Here is a 21,980-nt window from a genome sequence, read left to right on the forward strand (position 1 = left end):
AGACATAAACCCCTCTTGCATTATGAGGGGTTTATGTTTTGTAATGCTTCAAGTAAGATATCTTCTTCTTCTGGAGTCACCGTTCTTAGATCAAGGAGAAATTCATCTTTTTGAATCCGTGCGATGATCGCTGGCTTCGATTCTGTTCGAAGTTTTCTTGCTAGCTGCTCTGCAGTAAGGGACTCGTGTTTTAAAGCAATGACCATAGTTGGGAGCAGGACATCAGGCATTGTTCCCCCGCCCACTTGGCTTGCATCTTGAAAAACTTTTGCCTGAAATCTATTTGTCCTTTGTAACAACTTTGTAACAAATGCTTTCGACCTTTCGTCTAATTCATTAAGAGAAACTAACAAATCACGGATTGTTGGAATATTTCTCATTGCTGTTTCACTGCGTGCATAATCGATTAATGTACCCTCAAGTGCAGCTAACGTCATTTTATCAACCCGAACAACTCTTGCTAACTGGTGTTTTTTTAATCGGTCAATTACACATTTTTTTCCGACGATAATCCCTGCCTGTGGTCCGCCTAAAAGCTTGTCTCCACTAAAGGTAACTACATCTGCTCCTAATTCAATGACCTCTTTCACGACCGGTTCCTCACCAATTCCATGCTTACGGAAGTCATAGAGTACTCCACTGCCAAGGTCTTCGTAAAAAACAACACCCTCTAACCTTTTTGTTAATTCTATCAGTTCTTCCGTTTCGACAGATTTTGTAAATCCGACTACTTTAAAGTTACTTGTGTGGACCTTCATCACAATTGCGGTTTCAGCAGAAACAGCATTCTCGTAATCGTAAAGATGTGTTTTATTGGTTGTTCCTACTTCTTTAAGTAAGGCTCCACTTTCTTCCATAATGGAAGAGATACGGAACGAGCCGCCGATTTCAACAAGCTGTCCCCTAGAAACAATAACCTCTTTATTTTTTGCAAGTGCCCTTAATACAAGATAAACGGCGGATGCATTATTATTAACGACCATAGCTGCTTCAGCACCGGTAATGTCTTTCAGAAGTGTTTCAACATGACTATGGCGTGAACCGCGTTCCCCTTCATTTAGTTTGTATTCAAGATTTGAATAATTGTGCGCCGTTTCTACCACATGGCGAATCGCTTTCTTGCTTAATCTCGCCCTTCCAAGATTTGTATGTAATATTGTACCCGTTGCATTAATTACTTTTTCAATCGTATAAGATAATTGTTTTTTTACTTTTACTTTCATAGTAGTAAATAATTCATCAATAAATTGGGTTGTTCCAGGAATAGCTCCCTGCCATTGATCGTTTATGATGGAATACCTAATTTGCTCAAGGGTATTTTTTAATTGCTTTGTAAGCTGAGAATGATCGAGCTGACTTTCATTAAGAAGATCTAAAAATTCTCCATGATTTTGAAGTTCATGGACTGCTGGGATTGAACGTAACCATTCTTTCACGATAAAAACTCCTTCACAAATCCTTCTTTTAGACGCTAGAAAGTATTTCTATACTATCAGGCATAAGTGCAACTACGCCTCTTTCATCACCTTCAGGGCTCGCCAGTCGCAAGTTTTCCTCACTTATTATATCACAGGAGTTTCACGTTTTTAGTCTGGTTGAATAAAATGAACCGAGCAAGGGGGATAGGAAATGACAAAAAAGAAACAACAGCAGAATCAATCCTTTGATTTTGATTTAGTGGAAAAATGGCTGGAGAATTATTTTTTGGACCCGCTTACATCCTATTATGACCAAACTCAATTCCAAATCGATCTTTATGAGACTGAAAAGGAATGGATTGTCGAGGCTATTTTAAATGAATTTGAAGCTTCAGAAATAAAGGTATATATAGAAGAAACAATATTAATGATTTCTGCTTGCAAATCCCCCCCTTCTGCTATATTAAAAAAGAGCCGTTCGATTGAATTCCCTTTTCTCGTTACGAGACAAGAAGTATCCGCATCATTCACAAATGGAATATTAGAGGTTTTAATATCTAAGACTGAAAATGGATTAGGAAAAAACAGATTTATTACCCTGCCTTAAGTTCAATTTAAGGTGTAATTTTTAATATCCAGTTAACATAAAAATGTTACCGATAAAGAAAACTCGCCGATTGGCGAGCCCCTAAGGGCGAAGACAGAGGCGTAGTTGCACTTATACTTTCCTTAGCCAATATAAAACCCTCATAACTATACGCTATGAGGGTTTCTTCTATTTTGACTCAATAATTTTAATCATCTCTTCTGCATCTGGAAAAATACCTGTATCAAGCTTTGAATAGATCTTTTCCCCATCGACCGTCAATTCGAATGCACCGCCTGAACTAGGAATAAGTTCTAGCTTTTGAATGTTTCGATTAAAATGGTTAAACAATTTTTCCGCGAACCTCGCGGCTTTTGGTGAGTAGTTTCATTGCATGCAAAATTCGATCACTACATGGTAAGTCTTCATAAAATCCTCCTAAAACAATTTTTTTAACATTCAGATTGTAAAAACATTTTAACCTATCCCCTATTATTCCGCAATTGTTCATCATGATTAGTGCGGATAATAAATGAAAGAGTTATACTAATAAAATGGAGGTGGACATGTTGAGTGAAAAAGAAAAAATTCGCCTGACTTCTTTATCAACAAAAGCTGGTTGAGGCTGCAAAATTGGTCCAGAGGACCTGGCGCAAGTTTTGCGTCTATTACCTAAACAAGAACCTGTTCCCGAATTATTAGTGGGACTTGATACATCTGATGATGCCGGGGTATATCGTTTAACCGACTCCATCGCATTAATTCAAACCGTTGACTATTTCACCCCAATAGTAGATGACCCCTATATGTTTGGTCAAATCACAGCTGCAAATGCGTTAAGTGATGTCTACGCAATGGGCGGGGAACCGAAAACCGTATTGAATATTGTCGGCTACCCGATTAAAAAGCTCGGTGCAGAGATGCTTTCCGAAATCCTTCGCGGTGCCGCTGATAAAGTAAAGGAAGCGGGAGCAATAACGGTTGGCGGTCATTCAATTGATGATCAAGAGCCAAAATTTGGCCTATCAGTTACAGGTATTGTACATCCTGACAAGGTATGGAAAAATGTTGGCGCAAACCCTGGTGATGTTCTTGTATTGACAAAACCGATTGGTGTGGGAATCATTACTACAGGGATAAAAAGATGTGCGGTAACCCCTTTACAGGAACAAGTGGTGACCGAAACGATGGCGATGCTCAATAAAACAGCTGCAGAAGTGTTAATGAATTATCAGCCACATTCTGTTACTGATGTAACCGGGTTTGGGTTACTTGGCCATGGCAGTGAAATGGCGCGTGGTAGTGATGTGAGTTTTGAATTTTCCTTTAGTCAAGTTCCCATTCTTGAGGGAGCAGTTGAACTAGCAAGAGATGGTGTGGTTCCTGGAGGATCTAAGTCCAATCATGAATGGTTAAGTGATGACGTCGTTTATGAAGGCATTGTTCCTGAAGAACAGCTTGTCCTTTGTGATGCCATTACCTCTGGTGGTCTTCTTATTTCAATTAGTGAAGAACATGCTGCTGAGTATGTCGATAAGCTCAAATCTAAGGGATTAACTCATGCTGCAATTATTGGCAAGGTGACTGAGAAAAAGGATAAACTTATTTATGTTAAGCGATGACAGCGAGGCCTTCTTGAGCTTCGCTGTTTAATTTTTTTTATTATGAAATGGAAAAACAGACATAAACCGGAGCCAATGCCGGAAAAAAACCAAAACCTTTTGAAAATGAACGAAAAAATTCCTGAAAATGAGACATTGTTCCTTTTATGAAAAAATCCTGAACCATTTTGGCTCAGGATTCAGGCATTTATAGTTTTTGACTCAGCTTTTCAAGCATATCCTTCGTCATTCTGTCTAAATCATACTCGAATTTAAAGCCCCATTCCTCTTTTGCAGCTGAAGCATCTATCGAATTCGGCCAGCTGTCGGCAATTTTTTGACGGACTGGATCCACAGCAAATGAAATCGTAAAGCCAGGAATATACTTTGCAATACTTGCAGCAATTTCTTCGGGTTCAAAGCTCATTGCAGTGACATTAAAGGAATTGCGATGAATCAATTTTGAGGCATCTGCTTCCATTAAATCAATGATCGCATGTAAGGCATCCGGCATGTACATCATGTCCATGTAAGTGCCCTTATCGATATAGGATGTATATTTGCCATTTTTAACAGCTTCATAATAGATTTCAACGGCATAATCTGTTGTCCCACCGCCAGGGAGTGCGACGTAGGAGATTAATCCTGGGAAACGCAATCCACGGGTATCGACACCAAATTTATGGTTGTAATAATCAGCAAGCAGTTCACCTGCAACCTTATTAACACCATACATTGTAGTAGGACGCATAATCGTATCCTGTGGGGTAAGATCCTTTGGTGTAGATGGACCAAATGCTCCAATCGAGCTAGGTGTGAAAAATTGGGCATTTAGTTCTCTAGATGTTTCCAGAGCATTCATTAACCCGCCCATGTTTAAATTCCAAGCAAATACTGGCTTTGCTTCTGCTGTAGCCGATAAGAGTGCGGCCAAATGCATTACTGTATCAACCTGGTACTTTTTGGCAGTCTCAACCATTTTGTTTAAATCGGTAACATCTATAGTTTCAAAAGGACCACTTTGGGCTGCCTCACTGTCATTCTTCTTGATATCTGTAGCAATAACGTTATCTGCACCATAAATATCTCTTAGCTTTAAAGTTAATTCTGATCCAATTTGTCCTAAAGCACCTGTGATTAAAATTCGCTTCATCGTTGTTTCTCCGTCCTCTTCAGTTAATGCTGAATAAATCTATTTTCCTTATAAATGTCTCACCCATTTACCATGGGTGCCATTCACTTTACCCTTTAATTACGCCAATTTCCTTACCGACTTTTTCATAAATTGCAATGGCTTGATCAAGCATTTCTTTTGTATGGGCAGCTGTTGGCATATTGCGGACACGACCGGTCCCTTTTGGAACAGTTGGGAACACAATCGATTTCGCATATACCCCTTCTTCATTTAGGCGTTTACTAAATTGCTGCGTAAGTGTTTCATCGCCAATAATACATGGAGTAATTGGGGTTTCACTGTTCCCAATATTAAAGCCTAATTCTTTTAAGCCCTTTTTCAAGTAGTTGCCATTTTCCCATAGCTTTTTGTTAAGCTCGGTGCTTTCCATTAATATTTCAATGGACTTCTTACTTGCCGCCACATCTGCAGGAGTTAATGAAGTCGAGAATAGGAATGGACGGCTTCTAACCTTTAACCAGTCAATTAGGTTTTTCTTACCAGCGACATAGCCGCCGACCACACCAATTGCCTTTGATAAAGTCCCAATTTGGAAATCAATTTTATCAGAAAGTCCAAAATGCTTAACTGTCCCTGCACCATCTCCAAGGACGCCAGACCCATGGGCATCGTCAACATAAGTTATGAGGTCGAATTCCTCGGCAATCTTGACGATTTCTGGTAATAATGCCACATCGCCATCCATAGAAAATACCCCGTCAGTAATAACCATAATTTTATTATAGAGTCCTGATTCTTTTGCCTCTTTTGCTTTCGCACGTAAGTCTTCCATATCAGAGTGATTGACACGAATAATTTTAGCTTTTGATAATCGGCAGCCATCAATAATGGAGGCATGGTTTAATTCATCAGATAAAATAGCGTCATTTTTGTCCATTACGGCAGAAATAGCCGCCATGTTACAGTTAAAACCTGATTGATAAGCGATCGCTGCCTCGGTATGTTTGAATTCAGCTAATTTTTCTTCTAATTCGACATGAAGCTTAAGTGTCCCGTTGATTGTCCGAACTGCTCCAGCTCCAACACCATATTTCTCAATCGCATCAGTAGCTGCTTTTTTAAGACGTTCATCTGTAGCTAAACCTAAATAGTTATTAGAAGAAAGATTTACAAGTTCTTTGCCATTAATCGTAATCACAGGTCCATTTGGGCTTTCTAACGGGTCAATGACATTGTACAAACCTTTTCCTTTTAAATCTTCAAGATTTTCATTTAAAAATTGCTCCAATGTGTTACTGGACACATTTCATTCCCCCTTAGTCTATTAATGATAAAAAAACACGATTGTCCATATGGAGAGGACACGCCAATTCTTATTAAGCTGTGGTATGTATAGAATTCTATAGTATACTTTATCATACTTTTTTGCTTTTGTTCACTACTAGTGGACAAATATTTTTCGATCTTTTTTAGTGTACCCATGTTAATTTTAGGTTATTTCCTTATATTTTCATTCCTCATAACTCGAAAAAACATTTTAAAAGCATGTATCTTTCCGCTATAATACTCCTTGTACCTTTTTACAATCTAGTTAGAAAGGATGTCAAAATTGTCAATTTTATCCTCTGCACTATATGCCATCATTTTAGGTGGTCTGTTTATTTATATCTTTATTTTTTTATATGATTTCTTTTCCGGTGAAAAACACGAAAAACAAGTTAAAAAAATACAAAGACATTTTCGGAAAGAAACAATACAGAAAATAGATATGCTAGAACATCAGCCGCGAAAATATACGATGTACAATGTAATAACCAACAATGGAACCATAAAGATAAAAGTAAAACCGGGATATAAAGTGATAAAGATCGTGCCGAAGCTGAAAAACAAAAAAAGACAGAAAAAAGGAACCAAACAATGAATTGGTTCCTTTTTTCTAAAAATTATTTTTATTTAACCTGAATGGTACTTAATTTCCCGGCATTACGATTTATGGTTTCGAGTGCTCTTTGGTATTCGTCTTCCAAACGGTTAATAATATCAGCGGTTGATTCAATTCGATCAATCGCCCCAACGCCATGGCCAGCGGACCAAATATCCCGCCAGGCCTTTGCATTTGTTTCCTTTTGCATATCGTCAAAGTTAACCTTGTCTTTCCTTACCAATTGTTCCGGGTCAAGACCTGCTTTCTTAATACTAGGTTTCAACATATTAGCGTTTACCCCCGAGAAAGCATCCGTTAAAATGATATCTTCCTGCGTAGCCTCAACTAACATTTCACGATATTCGTCTGTCGCCATACTTTCTGTTGCAACAATAAAGCGTGTACCCATATAGGCTAGGTCTGCTCCAGCCGCTTGTGCAGCTAAAATGCCCTTGCCGGTTGAAATTGAACCTGCTAGAACAATAATACCGTCCCAGAAGCTCCTCACGATATCAACAAAAGCAAAGCTATTAATTTTTCCTGCATGCCCTCCAGCTCCACTAGCTACTAAAATCAGACCGTCGACACCTGCCTCTGCTGCTTTCATTGCAAATTTTACATCACTCACATCTGAGAATACGAGGCCGCCATATTCATGAACAATGTCAACTACTAGTTTTGGACTACCCAAAGAAGTAATTACTACCTGTGGCTTATGTTTTTTAATTAAAGCCAATTCATCCTGCAAGCGGCTGTAGGAGCTATGTACCACCATATTCATCGCCCATGGAGCAATTTTTCGGTGTGGATCATTGGCGCGAGCCTTTTCCAGCTCTTCATTTAATTGACCCATCCAATGGTCAAGAATCTCAATTGGTCTTGCATTTGGAGCAGGAAATGAACCAATAACACCATTCAAACAACAATTTTTAACAAGCTCGGTGCCTGACACCAGAAACATAGGTGCAGATATGACCGGTAACCTTAATTGACTCCACCAGTTTTCAGGAATAGATTTTTTCATAACGTCCACCTCTCGATTTTGAATTTTCAGAATAGATTACTTATTCTTATAGTACCTGAAACTGAATGAGTATTCAATCATTATTTTAAGACTCTAATGATAAGTTGAAAGCGTTTTAAAAACCGAACAATGATAATTATTATTTTTTTATCGTTCGCTTATTTTGAAGTAGAGGGTTGAAATACACACATACCGTGTTATAATGTGTACATAAATTTATAAGGCTTCGCTCATATAATCGCAGGGATTTGGCCTGGAAGTTTCTACCGGATTACCGTAAATAATCTGACTATGAGTGGGTAATGAGAGAAGGACGCAATTATTATTAGTGTGCTTTTTCTTTTTCATTTTTGGACATAAAGCCCAAAGGTCATTACCTCACTCAATTTTTGATGTGAGCAATGACCTTTGGGCTTTTTTATTTTTTACAGGGGGTAAAGTATGAAGTTATTAGAAGAAACAATCAAAAAAGACGGTCTAGTTCTGAATGAAAACGTATTAAAAGTTGATTCGTTTTTAAATCATCAAATTGATCCTAAATTGATGCTTGAAATTGGGAAAGAATTTGCAGAACGATTTGCTAATGAAGGAATAACAAAAATCATAACGATTGAATCTTCAGGGATTGCCCCTGCTGTAATGGCAGGATACCATTTGAATGTACCTGTTGTTTTTGCCAGAAAAAGAAAATCTTTAACACTCACTGGAGATTTACTTACAGCAAGTGTCCACTCATTTACAAAAAATGAAACAAACGAAATCTCAATTGCTAAAAAGTTTATTAATGAAAATGATCGGGTCCTTGTTATTGATGATTTTCTTGCAAATGGACAGGCTGCCCTGGGTTTAGTGGAAATCGTGAAACTAGGCGGTGCCGAGGTTAACGGGATTGGTATTGTAATTGAAAAGTCTTTCCAGCCAGGGGCACAAATCCTAAAGGAACAGGGTTTAAGGGTTGAATCCCTTGCAAGAATTAGCTCACTTGGTAACGGAGAAGTAACATTCATTAATGAAAAAGTGGAGGCATTAATCTGATGAAACAAAATCCATTAAAAACTGCCTCTTTAGGTATTCAGCATGTTTTAGCGATGTATGCTGGAGCTGTCATCGTACCTTTGATTATTGGCGGGGCACTTGATTTTTCTAGTAAGGAATTAGCTTATTTAGTATCACTTGATATTCTGACAAGCGGGATCGCGACTCTTTTGCAAGTGTGGCAAAATCGCTATTTTGGTATTGGCCTTCCCATTGTACTTGGCTGTACGTTTACTGCGGTTGGACCAATTATTGCTATCGGTGGTCAGTATGGCCTTTCTGCGATTTATGGATCCATTCTAATTTCAGGTCTCATTGTCATGCTCATTGCTAAGTTCTTTGGAAAGCTTATCCGGTTCTTCCCACCTGTAGTTACTGGATCGGTCGTAACGATCATTGGGACTACTCTTATTCCCGTTGCTATGAACAACGTCGCAGGTGGTCAAGGCAGCCCAGACTTCGGCTCAGTGACCAATATTTCGCTTGCTTTTGGCACTTTATTATTCATCATTATTCTCTATCGTTTCTTTAAAGGTTTCATTCGAGCTATTTCTATATTACTAGGATTGATTGCCGGAACAATTGCAGCTGTATTTATGGGAAAAGTTGATTTTTCTGCTGTTGGTGATGCATCGTGGTTTCATATGGTAGCACCGCTTCATTTTGCAACACCATCCTTTGAACTGGTTCCTATTATTACGATGACCCTTGTGGCTATAGTTAGTCTTGTAGAATCAACGGGAGTTTATTTTGCACTAAGTGACATCACTGGAAGAAAACTTACTGAAAATGATTTGGTAAAAGGATATCGATCCGAAGGCCTGGCAAGTGTTATTGGTGCGCTATTTAATTCTTTTCCCTATACGACATATTCGCAAAATGTCGGACTTGTCCAGTTTTCAGGTGTTAAAGGAAAAAATGTTATTTATACAATGGCTGGAATTCTGATTTTCCTTGGGTTTGTTCCAAAAATTGCGGCCTTAACAACTGTGATACCTACCTCTGTTCTTGGCGGGGCTATGGTTGCAATGTTTGGGATGGTAATTGCATCTGGAATTAAAATGCTCAGCAAGGTAGATTTTTCATCTCAAGAAAATCTCTTGATTATCGCCTGTTCTGTTGGTGTCGGATTAGGCGTAACAACCGTTCCGGATCTATTCGCACAACTGCCGGACAGTATCAAAATTCTAACAAATAGTGGGATTGTAGCCGGAAGTTTAACAGCAATTTTCCTTAACATAGTCTTCAATGTAGCAAAACCAATCAAGCAGATTCAAACTAGTCAAAACGTAAAAGCGTCTTAATCTTTTTTCAAAAAATCAGCCGGAGCTAAGCTAAGCACCGGCTGATTAAATCTAGTATACTGGATACGCTAGTTTGAGCTGCTCTATTTGTCCTGGTAACTGTCCCTTGATTTCCCGACCCAGCTCCAGCCGTAGTTATGGTGACCGAAATGGGAGAAATAGTACCGGCTCCTCCAAAGTTAACGATTCCACCGGAAATGGTCCCAATTGTAATGCCATCTTTACTGACTGCTGCCACTCAATCCCCTCCTCCCCTTTTACCTTTATTATATGTACAAGGAAGAGAGCTTGTCTAAACAGCTTTGAAAAATATGCTTTCATCATAAAGAAAGCTTTTTACTGCAACTATATCAACTTACAAAAGGCATTCTTTTCTAGTTTACATATCCACTTATAATACCCCAATAATATCAGTAATAGGATTGGATTGATGACAGCAGTATGCCAAATCCTCCACCAACCGTAGTGGAAGTATCCCCATGGTTCGGGTAATAAGGTAACGAATTCGTAAAGTAAAATAAAAAGGACGAAAAAAATCATATAAAAAATTTGTTTTGCAACGCCTTTTTTATACGGATACCAATTTAAAAAGATCATATTAACTGCAGGAACTAAGAATAAGTGCGGAACCAGTCCTGCCAAATCGATTTCTTTATCAAAATACCAATATCCGTGGTATTTGAATTCGACGAACATATCGAAGATAAACTGAAAAGCAATGGTAAATGTCCAAATATGAACAATTTGATTGCCTGTAAGTATTTTATTTTTCTTAAAAGCAATCAAATTAAATATAAGAATGGCCAGGATTAGTCCGATCATAAGATATTTCCTTTTTATCATTACAATACCCAAATGGATAGACAAACTATACATTAATTGAAAAAGGAAAATGGTAAACAGCAGGTGGATATACATCTAAAAAATACTGGTGCTGTTTCCAATTAATTTATCATGTTTTTCTCGCCAAAAATATAGTCGAATCTTCCAAAATCTAGTATGATATTATAATGGATTAATTCATGAACAAAGCGAGGATTATAAAAAGCGGAGATTTCCTCTTCCCTTCTTATTTTGAACAAGAAGTAAAAGCAGAAGGACTTACACCGATTGATGATGTCTGGAATGCCTTTCCTTCAATGGACAAGCATCAGGTTCGGGCTGCCCTTGCCCGCTGTGGATTAAAAAATGAACACATTTCCCGTCCAATGAATCAGCTGAGCGGTGGTGAGCAGGCGAAGGTTCGCCTTTGCAAACTAATGATGAATGAGAGTAACTGGATTTTATTCGATGAGCCGACCAATCACTTGGATATAGATGCAAAAGCAGAATTAAAACGCGCCTAAAAGAATATAAAGGCACTGTCGTCCTTGTTTGCCACGAACCGGATTTTCATGAAGATTGGGTAACGAAGGTTTGGAATGTCGAAGAATGGTCACAGAAGACTGTGGAAGATAGCACGATCCCCTGCTAAATTTTAGTGGGGGACTTTTATTATTAAGTACATGGAATGTATCATTAATTCTATTTTCCGCTCTATCTTCCCTTACCTATTTAACAAGGTCCATCCCTATGAATTTAATAAACTTTCTATCTACAAGTATGGATTTTGTATAATAATTTTACAGAGAAAAAACTGGTGGTGGTATTTATGTACAAAGTTATGATTGTTGAAGACGATCCAAAAATTAGTCATATCATTTATGAACATCTTAAGAAGTGGAAATATGAACCATTTGAAACGAACGATTTTGAAAATATTGAACGTCAATTTCTAGCATTGAAGCCTGACCTGGTTCTTCTTGATATTAATCTTCCAGTCTATGACGGATTTTATTGGTGTAATAAGTTCCGTCAGTTCTCAAAGGTACCAATTATCTTCATCTCTTCTCGAACGGAAAATATGGATATTGTCATGGCAATGAACATGGGAGGAGATGATTTTATCCAAAAGCCGTTCTCCCTAGAGGTGCTAATGGCTAAGTGTAATGCCATTTTAAGGAGAACATATACATATCAACAAGAGGACAAAGATTATCTTGAACACAAAGACTTAATCCTAAATGTGAGTAAGGGGAACATCACCTATCGTGACTGCGAGATTGATTTAACGAAGAATGAATTTCAGATCCTTTTTTTACTAATGAAAAAGAAAGAATCAATTGTTACCCGGGATGAATTGATGCAGGAGCTGTGGGAAAGTGAGAATTTTATCGATGATAATACTTTAACTGTAAATATTGCCCGCATTAGAAAAAAATTAGCGGACATGGGGCTCAGTGATTTTATCGAAACGAAAAAACGACAAGGATACATCATACCATGACCTTTAAACAGTATCTTTACGACCAAAAATGGCTGCTCTTTACCTTTTATTTTATTCTGTTTTTCATTTCGACTTTAATTAGTGTGGACCCTAAATTGCAGGTTACCGTGGGCAGTCTCCTTTACATGGCAATCGTATCGACGATAATTTTTAATGTATATTTCCTAGGCTCTTATTTTTATAAAAAAAACCAGCTTGAAAAATGGGAGCCATTTGCTTTAGATGGCTTAGGCACTTATCCTGAAGCGAAAACCTTTGAGCAAAAAGTATACGTACAAACGTTGAGCAATGTCAGCGATAACTATTTGAAGCAGATTCAGAAAAGGAACGAATCCGCGAAGGAACAGCTTGAATTTATGACCCAGTGGTTTCATGAAATTAAAACACCTATTGCCGTCAGTCGCTTATTATTAGAAACTGAAGTCGAATCACCAAGTCTGCAGGAGGAAATAAATCGGATTGAGAGTTATGTTGAACAGGCACTCTATTTCTCGCGCCTTCATGATTTTAATAAAGATTACGTCATCCAAGAAATTGACCTTGAAAAACTAATCAAGGAAATCGTAATGGCTGAATCCAAGACATTTATTTCTAAAAAGATAAAAGTCGAAATGCCTAAAATAAACTTAACTGTTTTAAGTGATAAAAAAGCATTAACGTATATCATTCGCCAGCTCCTTCTCAATTCGCTCAAATACACAAATGAACATGGGGAGATTTCCCTCACTATTAATCCAAAAACAAAACAGTTAACCTTACGTGATAATGGAATGGGCATCCCTGCTGAGGACCTCCCACGTGTGTTTGAAAAAGGCTTTACCGGGAAAAACGGGCGCACCCATCAACGATCAACTGGAATGGGTCTTTATCTAGCGAAGAAAACTGTCGAGAAATTGGGACATGACATCTCACTTTCCTCTCAAGTAGGGATTTTCACTGAAGCGATTTTGACTTTCTCTGAACGGGAGAATTCTTTTTATCACATGTAAAAAACAAGCTCCATTGGGGGCTTGTTTTTACGTTTCCTTGATAATTTTTATATAGCTGGCAGTGGTTAACCAGTAATAAACCAGGTAAATAAGCAAATAGATTCCTAAGCAGGTGGCAAAAGGGACTTGCATTTGGATGTTTAAGAAATCAGCGAGGACATACAAAATCACCCCTGTGTTGCACGTTGCAAGAACTAATGGAAGAATAAAGACAAAACCTACTTGTCTCGCTACCGATTTAGTAATCTCCTTGTCAGGGATTCCAATCTTCTTCAGAATCTTATAGCGATCCTTATCAGTCGTTGCTTCAATCAGTTGTTTAAAATAAATCATGCTCCCTGTTGCTAACAGGAATACAAGACCGAGAAAGCCTCCAATAAAGATAAGCAGCCCATAGGTTTCCAATCCATAATGATAGTTTTCATAGAAACTGGAATAAATCGGCATATTCATTTGATATCTTAGTGGTTTTATAACCTTCTTAACCTCATTATTTAACCCCTTCGCTGTTTTTTCATTCGAGGTTTTATATACATATAGGGTTTCTTCGGGTGTCATATTCTTTTTTAACTCTTTATATAGTACATCACTAATGACCAGAGGAAATAAAAATTCTCCTTGATTTACCAAAGAAAAATCTTTATAGTCTGTAATCGTAATTTGTTCATTAGCAGAAAGTCCCACCTTTTTCCCCGTAAATGGATCCGATTTTCCATCAAGGTTTCCATCATAAAAGGCCGCTGCTTCATATTTCTTTAAGTGGACAGAGTCGTTTACCCCTCGTAGTTTCATTAATTCTTTATAGGTTTTATCTGAGATAAGCATAGTCTGGACATCATCTGGAATTCTAGGAACCTCTGAAACGTCTGGCTTTACTGAGAGATATTCGATCGTATTGTGATAGACAAGTTCTTCAGAGTACTTTTCTTCAATTAAACTCTGAATTTTATTATTAACCATTTCATCCTTCATATTGAACATAAAGCTATATGGGGTCACCCGATTTGAAAAATTGTCAATATGATAGTAAAAACTATAGGTGGTAATACAAGCAATTAACGTGACACTGCTTAATAGTGATATAACGGTTAAAATGAGTACATTACCTTTTATTCGGTATAATAGATTTGTAACGGTGAGTAGATTTTTCCCTTTAAAATATATCGATGTAAATCTCTGAGAAAATTTTAGTAAATATGTAATAAAGGAATTCATAAATAAATAGGAACCAATAACGAGCAACAAAGTCGCCATTAAAAGTCGTACACCACTGTTTTTAAAAAAGTCGTCTGGATTTAACAATAATAAATAGGTAGCACCAATTAGAGCGATCGCGAGTATACCTATGATTGCTGAACTCTTGGGTAACTTCTCTCCTTTTCTCTCCGCTTTAAAAAGCTCTGATAAGGAAAAGCGATAAATTAATCGATAACTATGAATAGAAGCGACAAAAATGATGAAAAGAAAAACAGCTGCTGTCTGGAGTATCGCTTTATTCGAAATAGTAAATGACACTTCAATTGAGAATCCCATGATTTTAAAGATAATCATCATAAACAACTTTGAAAATAATAAGCCAACTACTATTCCGATGATCAGGGCTAAAATACCGATAATAATATTTTCATAAAAAAGTAGTTGGCCTATTTTTTTTCTGCTCATGCCGAAAAGTGCATACAGGCCCACTTCCTTTTTCCGCTTTCTCGTAAAAAATGAATTAGAATACCAAATGAAAATTGCTGCAAAGATCATTAGAATGATCGAAGCTGCTTGAAATGCAGGCCCTAACTTTCCTAGTGTTATAGTGGAGGAAAGTAATTGTTCGTTATATTGTAATGAAACGAACGTAAAATAGATAGTAATGCTGAAGATCATCGAATTCAAATATATCATGTATTGACGGAGGTTTTTCCGGATGTTTTTTCTGGCAATGCTAGATAATGTCATATTGGCCTCCCCCAATTGTCGAAAGGATATTTAATATTTGCTGGAAAAGCTGTTTTCTTGATTGATCCCCTTTGCGAATTTCTGTGTACAGAGAACCGTCCTTAATGAACAACACTCGTGAGCAAAAACTTGCTGCATACGGGTCGTGGGTCACCATTAATATGGTAGCCTGCATCTCATCATTCAGCTTGCTAAGAGTTTGCAGCAAATAATGGGCTGACTTTGAATCCAGTGCACCGGTCGGTTCATCGGCAAATAAAATGCTTGGCTTGCCGATAATTGCGCGGCAGACAGCTGTCCTCTGCTGTTGACCACCTGAAATTTCATATGGATATTTTTCTAATATGCCTTGAATTCCAAACATTTCAGCCAGTTCGTTCACTTTCTTTTGTATTTCATTCTTTGGTGTTTTGGTAAATGTCAGCGGAAGTATGATATTTTCCGCAACTGTTAATGTATCGAGCAAGTTATAGTCTTGGAAAATAAACCCCATTTTATCTCTTCTAAATTCCCTTAATTGATTTTCTTTCATTCTCGTTAGTTCAGTTCCTTCAATCCGAATTGTTCCGGATGTTGCCGGTTCAATCGATGATAATACATTAAGTAAAGAGGATTTCCCGGCACCTGATGGCCCCATTACACCGACAAATTCCCCTTTTTCTATATTGATATCAAGATCATTTAATGCTGTGAATGAATTCTTTTTACTGCCAAATACCTTGTTTACTCCCTTTGCTTCTAGTATTGATTCCATAATACTTAACCTCCATTGCTTAATTCTATAATTAAACTATAAGGAAATAACATCTGTTTTTCCATAATCAATCCTTACGCTTTAGGCTTCCATCCTTACATTTTCGTAAGGTTACGCAAATGGATTGGTTACATACAATAGGTAATGGTAGGAAATAATTAATGAAAAGCTTTGTTCTAGAACGTTCATTTCCATTATCGTATAATAGGAAAGAAATTGTTTTTATTTGTTATATCAAAGGGAGTGAGAATCCAGTGCAAAAAAAGACGACACTACCAATTTTATTTGTTGTCATGTTTTTGGTTATGGTAGGTTTTGGAATAATAATTCCGGTTTTACCTTTTTACGCTGAGAAAATTGGGGCAAATCCCACTGAACTTGGACTTTTAATGGCAGTTTATTCGCTTATGCAGCTTATTTTTGCACCATTGTGGGGCCAGGTATCCGATCGCATCGGGCGTAAGCCGGTAATGATGATTGGTATTGCTGGACTTGCTATCTCCTTCTATATGCAAGCTATTTCTACAGAGCTTTGGATGCTTTTTGCAGCAAGAATTCTGGGCGGTATTTTATCGTCTGCAAATATGCCAACAGCCATGGCCTATGTCGCGGATATTACAACAGATGAAAACCGCGGTAAAGGAATGGGGATTATTGGGGCTGCCTCAGGCTTAGGCTTTGTTTTCGGTCCTGCTATTGGCGGTATTTTTTCAAAAGTAAGCTTAAATACGCCGTTTTATCTTGCTAGTGGCTCATCCTTTATCACTTTGATCCTCGTATTTATTCTATTAAAGGAGTCCAAACAGAAAAAAAGTCTTACTTCAAAAGAAAAAACACCCATCTGGAAAGCGTTTAACGGTGCAGTGTCAGTTCTGTTTTTCGTCCAATTATTAATTTCGTTATCTCTCTCCGGTTTAGAAGCAACGTTTGCTTATTTTGGTGCTAAAAAAGCGGGTTTGGACTCGATCCAGCTTGGTTACATTTTCATGATTATGGGCTTTGGGAGTGCGATGGTACAAGGTGGTTTGGTCGGGAAATTAACCCAAAAATACGGGGAAAGTGTGGTTATTAATGGAGGGATTATTGTATCTGCCATTGGATTCGTGTTAATCCTTCTTGTCCATAATTTTACTACGGCAGCCATTTATTTAACTATTTTCGGACTCGGCAACGGAGTCATTCGTCCAAGCGTGTCATCATTAATTACAAAGACGTCTACCGCTGGGCATGGAAGTTCAACCGGACTTTTATCATCCTTTGATTCTTTAGGTCGTATTATCGGTCCGCCACTTGGAGGTTGGCTGTTTTCGATCTCGGCTGGTCTCCCTTATATTTCAGGAGCCATTATCTCAATCGCTTCTTTTCTTCTATTTATGGTATTTAGCCCAAAACTTAATACTGCAAGAGCTCGTAATAGTTAAACTTTAAGGCATATTGCTAGGTAGGACATGCATAAAATGGGTACAGGATTGAATTATTAAAGGAGCTCATGAATATGAACATTAAAACCGTCACAAGTGTTGCTTTTCTTTTGGTAACCTTAGGTTTTGCAGCCTATCTTGATTCACCTTACTCATTTTTGAATAACAAATATACCTACACTGCGGACCAGCCTGTAATGGCCAAACCCGTTGAGGTTGAACCATCAAGTGATGTTCCTGAATTGGAAGAAAAACTAGTGAAAACTGAAAAAGTGAAGGGCCATATCGTAGAAACGTACGAGGAGTATGAGGTTTATAAGGACAAGGATGGGAATGTTATTAAAAGTGAACCGACAGGAAAAACAGATAGCATAAGATATTGGGATTATAGCAAAAAAGACCGCTAACATTTAGCGGTCTTCCTTATTTGATTGAAAGAGCAGGAAAGGTATAACTTAGACCATTCATTTATAACATCTGAATAGTCGAAAACCAAGTACATCCTTATAAACTTTTGTAAAATGCATGTGCTTTTCAAGAATTTCAAAGAATTCATCATCTATATTTTCCGAAAGTGAAAAATCAGTCGCATTTTGGACATTATTTTCATCAATTTGGAGATTATATTTCTCTATATTAACGTGTTTAAATTTGGATCTTTGGAAAAAGTTAGACCATTCCTTTTCAGTCAGTATTTGTGAGACACCGTAAAAATTAACGAGTGTTTTCAACTCTTCTTCAGAAAGTGATTTTTCAAGTACCATTTCAATTGCAAGCAATACACCATTTGGCTTTAACACTCTTCTAAATTCAGGAATTGTTAAAGAGACATCTGTAAAGGAAATAACTGATTCTGAAAGAATCAGATCAAATATTCCCTCACTGAAAGGAAGATTTTCAGTGCTCCCCTGCTTAACTTCAATAGGCAAACGTAAGGGCAAAAATCTTTTTCTAGCCTTATCCAACATGATTTTATTACTATCTAAGGAAGTAACCTTACAACGATACTGTTCTGCAATATATGCAGAGGTTTGCCCTGTTCCACACCCTGCATCAAGAATCGATGTTGTTTCATTTATTTTTTCCCTTGATAAGAGCTCTTTTGTTAGTTGAAGACCCCCAGGATGGGCACCGCCAACTCCAAATATCGCTAAACAATCAGTATAGGAATAATTCATTTTCAGTCCCAACCTTTTTAGAAAATTGTATCTTATTTTATGATTTTGGAATTAATTTGTTCATGATCCTTTTGTTAACACAAATGAGGTTTTATAGCCCTATTAGCGAAAAGAAAAAATCTAAAAAGTTATTACTTAGGATGTAAGAAGCTATGAAAAAGGTGACGGAACGTTTATATTCTTAGTGCATAATGTATTTAAAATTAAAAGTGTGTAGATAGGGGTGCTGATATGGGAGTGATTAGAACTGAAAAATGGTTACACGATTCATATCATCAACCAATTGAAATATGTGAAAAGTTAATTGGACACTTTGAAGATGCCCTAGCTCCAGAAATCTACGATTATTTAATTCAACATGGGATGTATCAGCCTTTCAGGAACGGATTCGAGGCAGTGAAAAAATTACAAAAAAATAATGTATGGGAAATTGTAGAAGAGGAAAACCTACGTCTTCAAAAAGTGTGGGAAGGACCAAATATCCCTATATTTATTTTTCCATCAGATAAGAACAACCGAAAATTACAACAAGACTTTAACGGAAAATCAGGTTTGGCCTTCAAAGATAAACTGTTTTTATTTATTTCAGAGGAAAACATGGAAATGGAAATACGGGCATTGTTTACACATGAGTATAACCATGTTTGTCGATTAACTATGTATCCAAAAAACGAAGAGGATTACGTATTGCTGGATACAATCATTTTAGAAGGATTAGCGGAAAATGCAGTACGTGAACGATTGGGTGAAGAATTTTTAGCTGCTTGGACATCGAATTATTCCGACGAAGAGCTTAAGGAAATGTGGAATAACTTAGTGTTCCCAAATAGAAATATTCTAAAAAATGAACGTAAACATCAAAGCCTATTGTATGGATTAAGGTTCTATCCGAAAATGTTAGGGTACTGTGTTGGGTATTACTTGGTTAAAAATTATATTGAAGCAACTAACAAAACAAGTAAGGATCTACTAAATATTAAAACTGATAATATTGCTCAAATAATGTGAAAGTACTATAAAAAGGATAAAAAACAGACGAAAAAAATTCTGAAGGGTTCCGTTTTTAGGTGCAAAACAGTTAAATGACATAGAAAATGGTGTATAAAACTACTTTCAGTTTAATACACCATTTTTAATATTCATTTGGACTAAATGACAATCAAATTAAGGTTTCTCATTATTTCAACTAAAGTACCCTTTCTTGCAATAAAAAAAACAGATAATGGAAGTTGATTATTATATGGATTGGCCTTGTTGATAGTTCCAAAGCGAGGCTCATTCGGACAGGATAAGCAGGAAATTGCCTTGTCTTGTCCGAATGCGAGGCTTATTCGGACAGGATAAACAAGAAATCGCCTTGTCTTGTCTGAATGCGAGGCTTATTCGGACAGGTTAAGCAGGAAATTGCCTTTGGTAGTCTGAATGCGAGGCTCATTCGGACAGGATAAGCAGGAAATTGCCTTGTCTTGTCCGAATACGAGGCTTATTCGGACAGGATAAACAGGAAATTGCCTTGTCTTGTCCGAATGCAGGGCTCATTCGGACAGGATAAGCAGGAAATTGCCTCGTCTTGTCCGAATGCAAGGCTCATGGTCCTAGTCACATAATGGTTTTTAAACTGCAAAAAAGAATAGCTTTAAGAAAACTTCGAGCCATTCTTTTTGTGTATCATATTGCGTTTTTATTGACTTATTTTTTTGATTTAGCGGTCTCATCATAGTAATGCTGAATCTTACCAATAATACTTCGGAGCCACCCTCCGTACAGTATATCCTATACTTTTGAGAGCCGAACCAGTCTAATGCTTTTATGCTTTTAACTCTTTTAATCTAACAAAATTATTTAAATAACTACCAAAAAAATAGAGAAAGTACAGCTAATGAAGCAATAGCACCAAACGCAATTCCAGCGCCAAAGCCTCCCCAGCCCCAGCCTCCATAACCGAAACCGCCTAGACCTCTGCGACGTCCCAGTGGTTGAAGAAAAACTCTGTTGTTGGTAACACGGTTAATGATTCCCCTATGAATTCTTCCGTCAAGTGTTCTGATTTCAACTGCTCTACCCATGTGTCTTTGGCACAATCCATAATAATGGGCCGACATTTTCTCTCACCTCCAATTACTTATAAACCATACGACATTATACGTATTGAAATCATTATCGAAATGGACAAGTGTAATAGGGTATGAGTGGAAATTTAACATCTCTGAAATCGAGCTTGGATGGGCATATAAAAACAATTAGATTTCATAGAAGCACTAATCAGTTTGAAGAAAAAACGTTTTATATCACAGGTTTTTGTCCAACAAATTGGATGACATGCGCTAATCCATTATGTAATTCACCTTCATTACGAATAACCTCACCCATAAAAAAGTGAGCAATACGCCAATCTGAGAAAGTTTGTAAAAACTCTTCAGGAGTATATAAAAAATCTAATTCTTTTGGTCCCCCACTTTTATAAGGAATTTGATAGTGAGAATATAGCTCTGTAACAAAATAGCCACCAGGCTTTACTGCATCTTTCACGCCATGAAGTGTTTTTTTGCGTAATTCTGTTGGGAAATGTCCAAAAATACATACAATTTCATCCCACTGATTAACTTCCCATTGAGCGTCATTTAAATCAACAAGTTCTGTTTTAACAGTTACACCCCTTTCATCTGCAAGCCTTCTCGTTTTCCGAAGTCCTGATTCCGCATAGTCCCAACTAGTAACGTTCATTCCTTGTTCAGCTAAAAAAACGGCATTCCGGCCTTCACCTTCTGCAATTGCTAATACATCACCGGATAATTGTAGCTTTTCTTGTATTTCAGATAAAAACACATTCGGTTCTTTACCATAAACATAGTTATCATCTTGAAATCGGTTATTCCACTGATTCATTATCCAAATCCCCTTTTTATAAAAATTTTTAAATGCAACATTTTTCATCGAAAATTAATTTAAAATTAAAATTCTATTTCTTACTAACACTTTAACAAACATTCAAATATTTTATTCCTAAATATATAATCTCATATTGCGACTTAATTAATATGATTCGGTTAAAAGAAAAAGGTATAAAAAATAGGACTTACCCAGCCCTATTTAATAAGTTTATAAAAAATAACGATGACTCCTACCAGGAGCCCGATAATAACCCCAGGTCATATTGGAGGTGAAAATTTCATCCGGGGTTTTTTCTTATTTATTCCTCAAGCACCGTTTCCACAATTTTTCTGATTTTTGTTTTTCATTTATATCCCCTTTTGGTTTAATAATTATTTTTATAAATTTGGAGCACTTTAATTACTCGGCCTCCAAATTTTGCTAGCCATTTTCTCCATACATTTATT

At 37.1% G+C, this 21,980-nt stretch carries 21 protein-coding genes, 2 pseudogenes and 1 riboswitch; of the genes and pseudogenes, 11 read left to right on the plus strand and 12 right to left on the minus strand.

From position 1 onward, the window contains the following. Positions 1-20 precede the first annotated feature (20 nt). Positions 21-1,436 carry an L-seryl-tRNA(Sec) selenium transferase gene (gene selA, locus QNH20_RS13210; protein WP_283918472.1) on the minus strand — a complete coding sequence of 472 codons (1,416 nt, stop codon included), beginning with the start codon at positions 1,434-1,436 and terminating at the stop codon, positions 21-23. 193 nt (positions 1,437-1,629) lie between these two features. Here selA and QNH20_RS13215 point away from each other — a divergent pair, with 193 nt between their 5' ends. Further along, a complete protein-coding gene (locus QNH20_RS13215) occupies positions 1,630-2,025 on the plus strand; it encodes an Hsp20/alpha crystallin family protein (RefSeq protein ID WP_283918473.1) in 396 nt (131 codons plus the stop codon). 168 nt (positions 2,026-2,193) lie between these two features. Here QNH20_RS13215 and QNH20_RS13220 read toward each other — a convergent pair. Further along, a pseudogene (locus QNH20_RS13220) lies at positions 2,194-2,379 on the minus strand (Rdx family protein); the annotation flags it as partial. A 191-nt stretch (positions 2,380-2,570) separates the two neighbouring features. On the opposite strand from QNH20_RS13220, the gene selD reads away from it, so the two are divergent. Further along, a complete protein-coding gene (gene selD, locus QNH20_RS13225; RefSeq protein WP_481857972.1) occupies positions 2,571-3,626 on the plus strand; it encodes a selenide, water dikinase SelD in 1,056 nt (351 codons plus the stop codon). 187 nt (positions 3,627-3,813) lie between these two features. Here selD and QNH20_RS13230 read toward each other — a convergent pair whose 3' ends face one another. Beyond that, positions 3,814-4,758 (minus strand): L-threonine 3-dehydrogenase, encoded by a 945-nt coding sequence (locus QNH20_RS13230; RefSeq protein WP_283918474.1) that lies wholly within the window; start codon positions 4,756-4,758, stop codon positions 3,814-3,816. An 88-nt stretch (positions 4,759-4,846) separates the two neighbouring features. Then, positions 4,847-6,043, minus strand: coding sequence for a glycine C-acetyltransferase (locus QNH20_RS13235; protein WP_283918475.1), 1,197 nt, complete (start codon positions 6,041-6,043; stop codon positions 4,847-4,849). A gap of 306 nt (positions 6,044-6,349) precedes the next feature. Between QNH20_RS13235 and QNH20_RS13240 the strand changes: the two genes are divergently transcribed. After that, positions 6,350-6,661 (plus strand): hypothetical protein, encoded by a 312-nt coding sequence (locus QNH20_RS13240; RefSeq protein WP_283918476.1) that lies wholly within the window; start codon positions 6,350-6,352, stop codon positions 6,659-6,661. Positions 6,662-6,689: 28 nt separating this feature from the next. Here the strand turns inward: QNH20_RS13240 and QNH20_RS13245 are convergent, their stop codons facing one another. Next, positions 6,690-7,688, minus strand: a complete 999-nt coding sequence (locus QNH20_RS13245) for an NAD(P)H-dependent flavin oxidoreductase (protein ID WP_283918477.1) — start codon at positions 7,686-7,688, stop codon at positions 6,690-6,692. A gap of 210 nt (positions 7,689-7,898) precedes the next feature. Further along, positions 7,899-8,000, plus strand: a riboswitch (purine riboswitch). A 129-nt stretch (positions 8,001-8,129) separates the two neighbouring features. On the opposite strand from QNH20_RS13245, the gene QNH20_RS13250 reads away from it, so the two are divergent. Together QNH20_RS13250 and QNH20_RS13255 are read left to right on the plus strand one after the other, a co-directional pair. Further along, positions 8,130-8,723: a xanthine phosphoribosyltransferase gene (locus QNH20_RS13250; RefSeq protein WP_283918478.1), complete on the plus strand. Its 594-nt coding sequence runs from the start codon at positions 8,130-8,132 to the stop codon at positions 8,721-8,723. After that, positions 8,723-10,027 (plus strand): nucleobase:cation symporter-2 family protein, encoded by a 1,305-nt coding sequence (locus tag QNH20_RS13255; RefSeq protein WP_283918479.1) that lies wholly within the window; start codon positions 8,723-8,725, stop codon positions 10,025-10,027. Before QNH20_RS13250 ends, QNH20_RS13255 begins: the two co-directional genes overlap by 1 nt. A 25-nt stretch (positions 10,028-10,052) precedes the next feature. On the opposite strand, the gene QNH20_RS13260 is transcribed toward QNH20_RS13255, so the two are convergent. Further along, entirely contained in the window at positions 10,053-10,265 is a 213-nt protein-coding gene (locus QNH20_RS13260) for a spore germination protein (protein WP_283918480.1), read from the minus strand. Between the two features lie 107 nt (positions 10,266-10,372). Further along, a complete protein-coding gene (locus tag QNH20_RS13265; RefSeq protein WP_283918481.1) occupies positions 10,373-10,849 on the minus strand; it encodes a hypothetical protein in 477 nt (158 codons plus the stop codon). 227 nt (positions 10,850-11,076) lie between these two features. Here QNH20_RS13265 and QNH20_RS13270 point away from each other — a divergent pair. The 3 genes and pseudogenes from QNH20_RS13270 to QNH20_RS13280 form a co-directional block, all read left to right on the plus strand. Further along, a pseudogene (locus QNH20_RS13270) lies at positions 11,077-11,501 on the plus strand (ATP-binding cassette domain-containing protein); the annotation flags it as partial. Between the two features lie 177 nt (positions 11,502-11,678). Next, complete coding sequence (locus QNH20_RS13275; RefSeq protein WP_283918482.1) at positions 11,679-12,353, plus strand: response regulator transcription factor; 675 nt, start codon at positions 11,679-11,681, stop codon at positions 12,351-12,353. Beyond that, positions 12,350-13,342, plus strand: a complete 993-nt coding sequence (locus QNH20_RS13280; RefSeq protein WP_283918483.1) for a sensor histidine kinase — start codon at positions 12,350-12,352, stop codon at positions 13,340-13,342. The genes QNH20_RS13275 and QNH20_RS13280 overlap by 4 nt, the downstream gene beginning before the upstream one ends. A 27-nt stretch (positions 13,343-13,369) precedes the next feature. Here QNH20_RS13280 and QNH20_RS13285 read toward each other — a convergent pair whose 3' ends face one another. Both QNH20_RS13285 and QNH20_RS13290 read right to left on the minus strand, forming a co-directional pair. After that, entirely contained in the window at positions 13,370-15,289 is a 1,920-nt protein-coding gene (locus QNH20_RS13285) for an ABC transporter permease (RefSeq protein ID WP_283918484.1), read from the minus strand. Continuing rightward, positions 15,276-16,043, minus strand: coding sequence for an ABC transporter ATP-binding protein (locus tag QNH20_RS13290; protein WP_283918485.1), 768 nt, complete (start codon positions 16,041-16,043; stop codon positions 15,276-15,278). The genes QNH20_RS13285 and QNH20_RS13290 overlap by 14 nt, the downstream gene beginning before the upstream one ends. Before the next feature lie 254 nt (positions 16,044-16,297). On the opposite strand from QNH20_RS13290, the gene QNH20_RS13295 reads away from it, so the two are divergent. Together QNH20_RS13295 and QNH20_RS13300 are read left to right on the plus strand one after the other, a co-directional pair. After that, a complete protein-coding gene (locus tag QNH20_RS13295; protein ID WP_283918486.1) occupies positions 16,298-17,464 on the plus strand; it encodes an MFS transporter in 1,167 nt (388 codons plus the stop codon). A 74-nt stretch (positions 17,465-17,538) separates the two neighbouring features. After that, on the plus strand, positions 17,539-17,871 hold the full coding sequence (locus QNH20_RS13300) for a hypothetical protein (protein ID WP_283918487.1): 333 nt from the start codon (positions 17,539-17,541) through the stop codon (positions 17,869-17,871). 57 nt (positions 17,872-17,928) lie between these two features. Here QNH20_RS13300 and QNH20_RS13305 read toward each other — a convergent pair whose 3' ends face one another. Beyond that, positions 17,929-18,642 carry a class I SAM-dependent methyltransferase gene (locus QNH20_RS13305; protein ID WP_283918488.1) on the minus strand — a complete coding sequence of 238 codons (714 nt, stop codon included), beginning with the start codon at positions 18,640-18,642 and terminating at the stop codon, positions 17,929-17,931. Between the two features lie 231 nt (positions 18,643-18,873). Between QNH20_RS13305 and QNH20_RS13310 the strand changes: the two genes are divergently transcribed. Beyond that, complete coding sequence (locus QNH20_RS13310) at positions 18,874-19,650, plus strand: DUF2268 domain-containing putative Zn-dependent protease (RefSeq protein WP_283918489.1); 777 nt, start codon at positions 18,874-18,876, stop codon at positions 19,648-19,650. An 842-nt stretch (positions 19,651-20,492) separates the two neighbouring features. Here QNH20_RS13310 and QNH20_RS13315 read toward each other — a convergent pair. Both QNH20_RS13315 and QNH20_RS13320 read right to left on the minus strand, forming a co-directional pair. Next, on the minus strand, positions 20,493-20,744 hold the full coding sequence (locus tag QNH20_RS13315; RefSeq protein ID WP_283918490.1) for a hypothetical protein: 252 nt from the start codon (positions 20,742-20,744) through the stop codon (positions 20,493-20,495). 181 nt (positions 20,745-20,925) lie between these two features. Beyond that, entirely contained in the window at positions 20,926-21,528 is a 603-nt protein-coding gene (locus QNH20_RS13320) for an SAM-dependent methyltransferase (RefSeq protein WP_283918491.1), read from the minus strand. Positions 21,529-21,980 lie beyond the last annotated feature (452 nt).

The organism is Neobacillus sp. WH10, from assembly GCF_030123405.1.
GTDB lineage: Bacteria > Bacillota > Bacilli > Bacillales > Cytobacillaceae > Neobacillus.

Coding starts and splice junctions, on each gene's coding strand:
- QNH20_RS13215 (WP_283918473.1), top strand. CDS start 1,630: ATGACAAAAAAGAAACAACAGCAGAATCAATCCTTTGATTTTGATTTA.
- QNH20_RS13310 (WP_283918489.1), top strand. CDS start 18,874: ATGGGAGTGATTAGAACTGAAAAATGGTTACACGATTCATATCATCAA.
- QNH20_RS13305 (WP_283918488.1), bottom strand. CDS start 18,642: ATGAATTATTCCTATACTGATTGTTTAGCGATATTTGGAGTTGGCGGT.
- QNH20_RS13230 (WP_283918474.1), bottom strand. CDS start 4,758: ATGAAGCGAATTTTAATCACAGGTGCTTTAGGACAAATTGGATCAGAA.
- QNH20_RS13290 (WP_283918485.1), bottom strand. CDS start 16,043: ATGGAATCAATACTAGAAGCAAAGGGAGTAAACAAGGTATTTGGCAGT.
- QNH20_RS13265 (WP_283918481.1), bottom strand. CDS start 10,849: ATGATCGGACTAATCCTGGCCATTCTTATATTTAATTTGATTGCTTTT.
- QNH20_RS13280 (WP_283918483.1), top strand. CDS start 12,350: ATGACCTTTAAACAGTATCTTTACGACCAAAAATGGCTGCTCTTTACC.
- QNH20_RS13300 (WP_283918487.1), top strand. CDS start 17,539: ATGAACATTAAAACCGTCACAAGTGTTGCTTTTCTTTTGGTAACCTTA.
- QNH20_RS13320 (WP_283918491.1), bottom strand. CDS start 21,528: ATGAATCAGTGGAATAACCGATTTCAAGATGATAACTATGTTTATGGT.
- QNH20_RS13315 (WP_283918490.1), bottom strand. CDS start 20,744: ATGTCGGCCCATTATTATGGATTGTGCCAAAGACACATGGGTAGAGCA.
- QNH20_RS13250 (WP_283918478.1), top strand. CDS start 8,130: ATGAAGTTATTAGAAGAAACAATCAAAAAAGACGGTCTAGTTCTGAAT.
- QNH20_RS13285 (WP_283918484.1), bottom strand. CDS start 15,289: ATGACATTATCTAGCATTGCCAGAAAAAACATCCGGAAAAACCTCCGT.
- QNH20_RS13275 (WP_283918482.1), top strand. CDS start 11,679: ATGTACAAAGTTATGATTGTTGAAGACGATCCAAAAATTAGTCATATC.
- QNH20_RS13245 (WP_283918477.1), bottom strand. CDS start 7,688: ATGAAAAAATCTATTCCTGAAAACTGGTGGAGTCAATTAAGGTTACCG.
- QNH20_RS13255 (WP_283918479.1), top strand. CDS start 8,723: ATGAAACAAAATCCATTAAAAACTGCCTCTTTAGGTATTCAGCATGTT.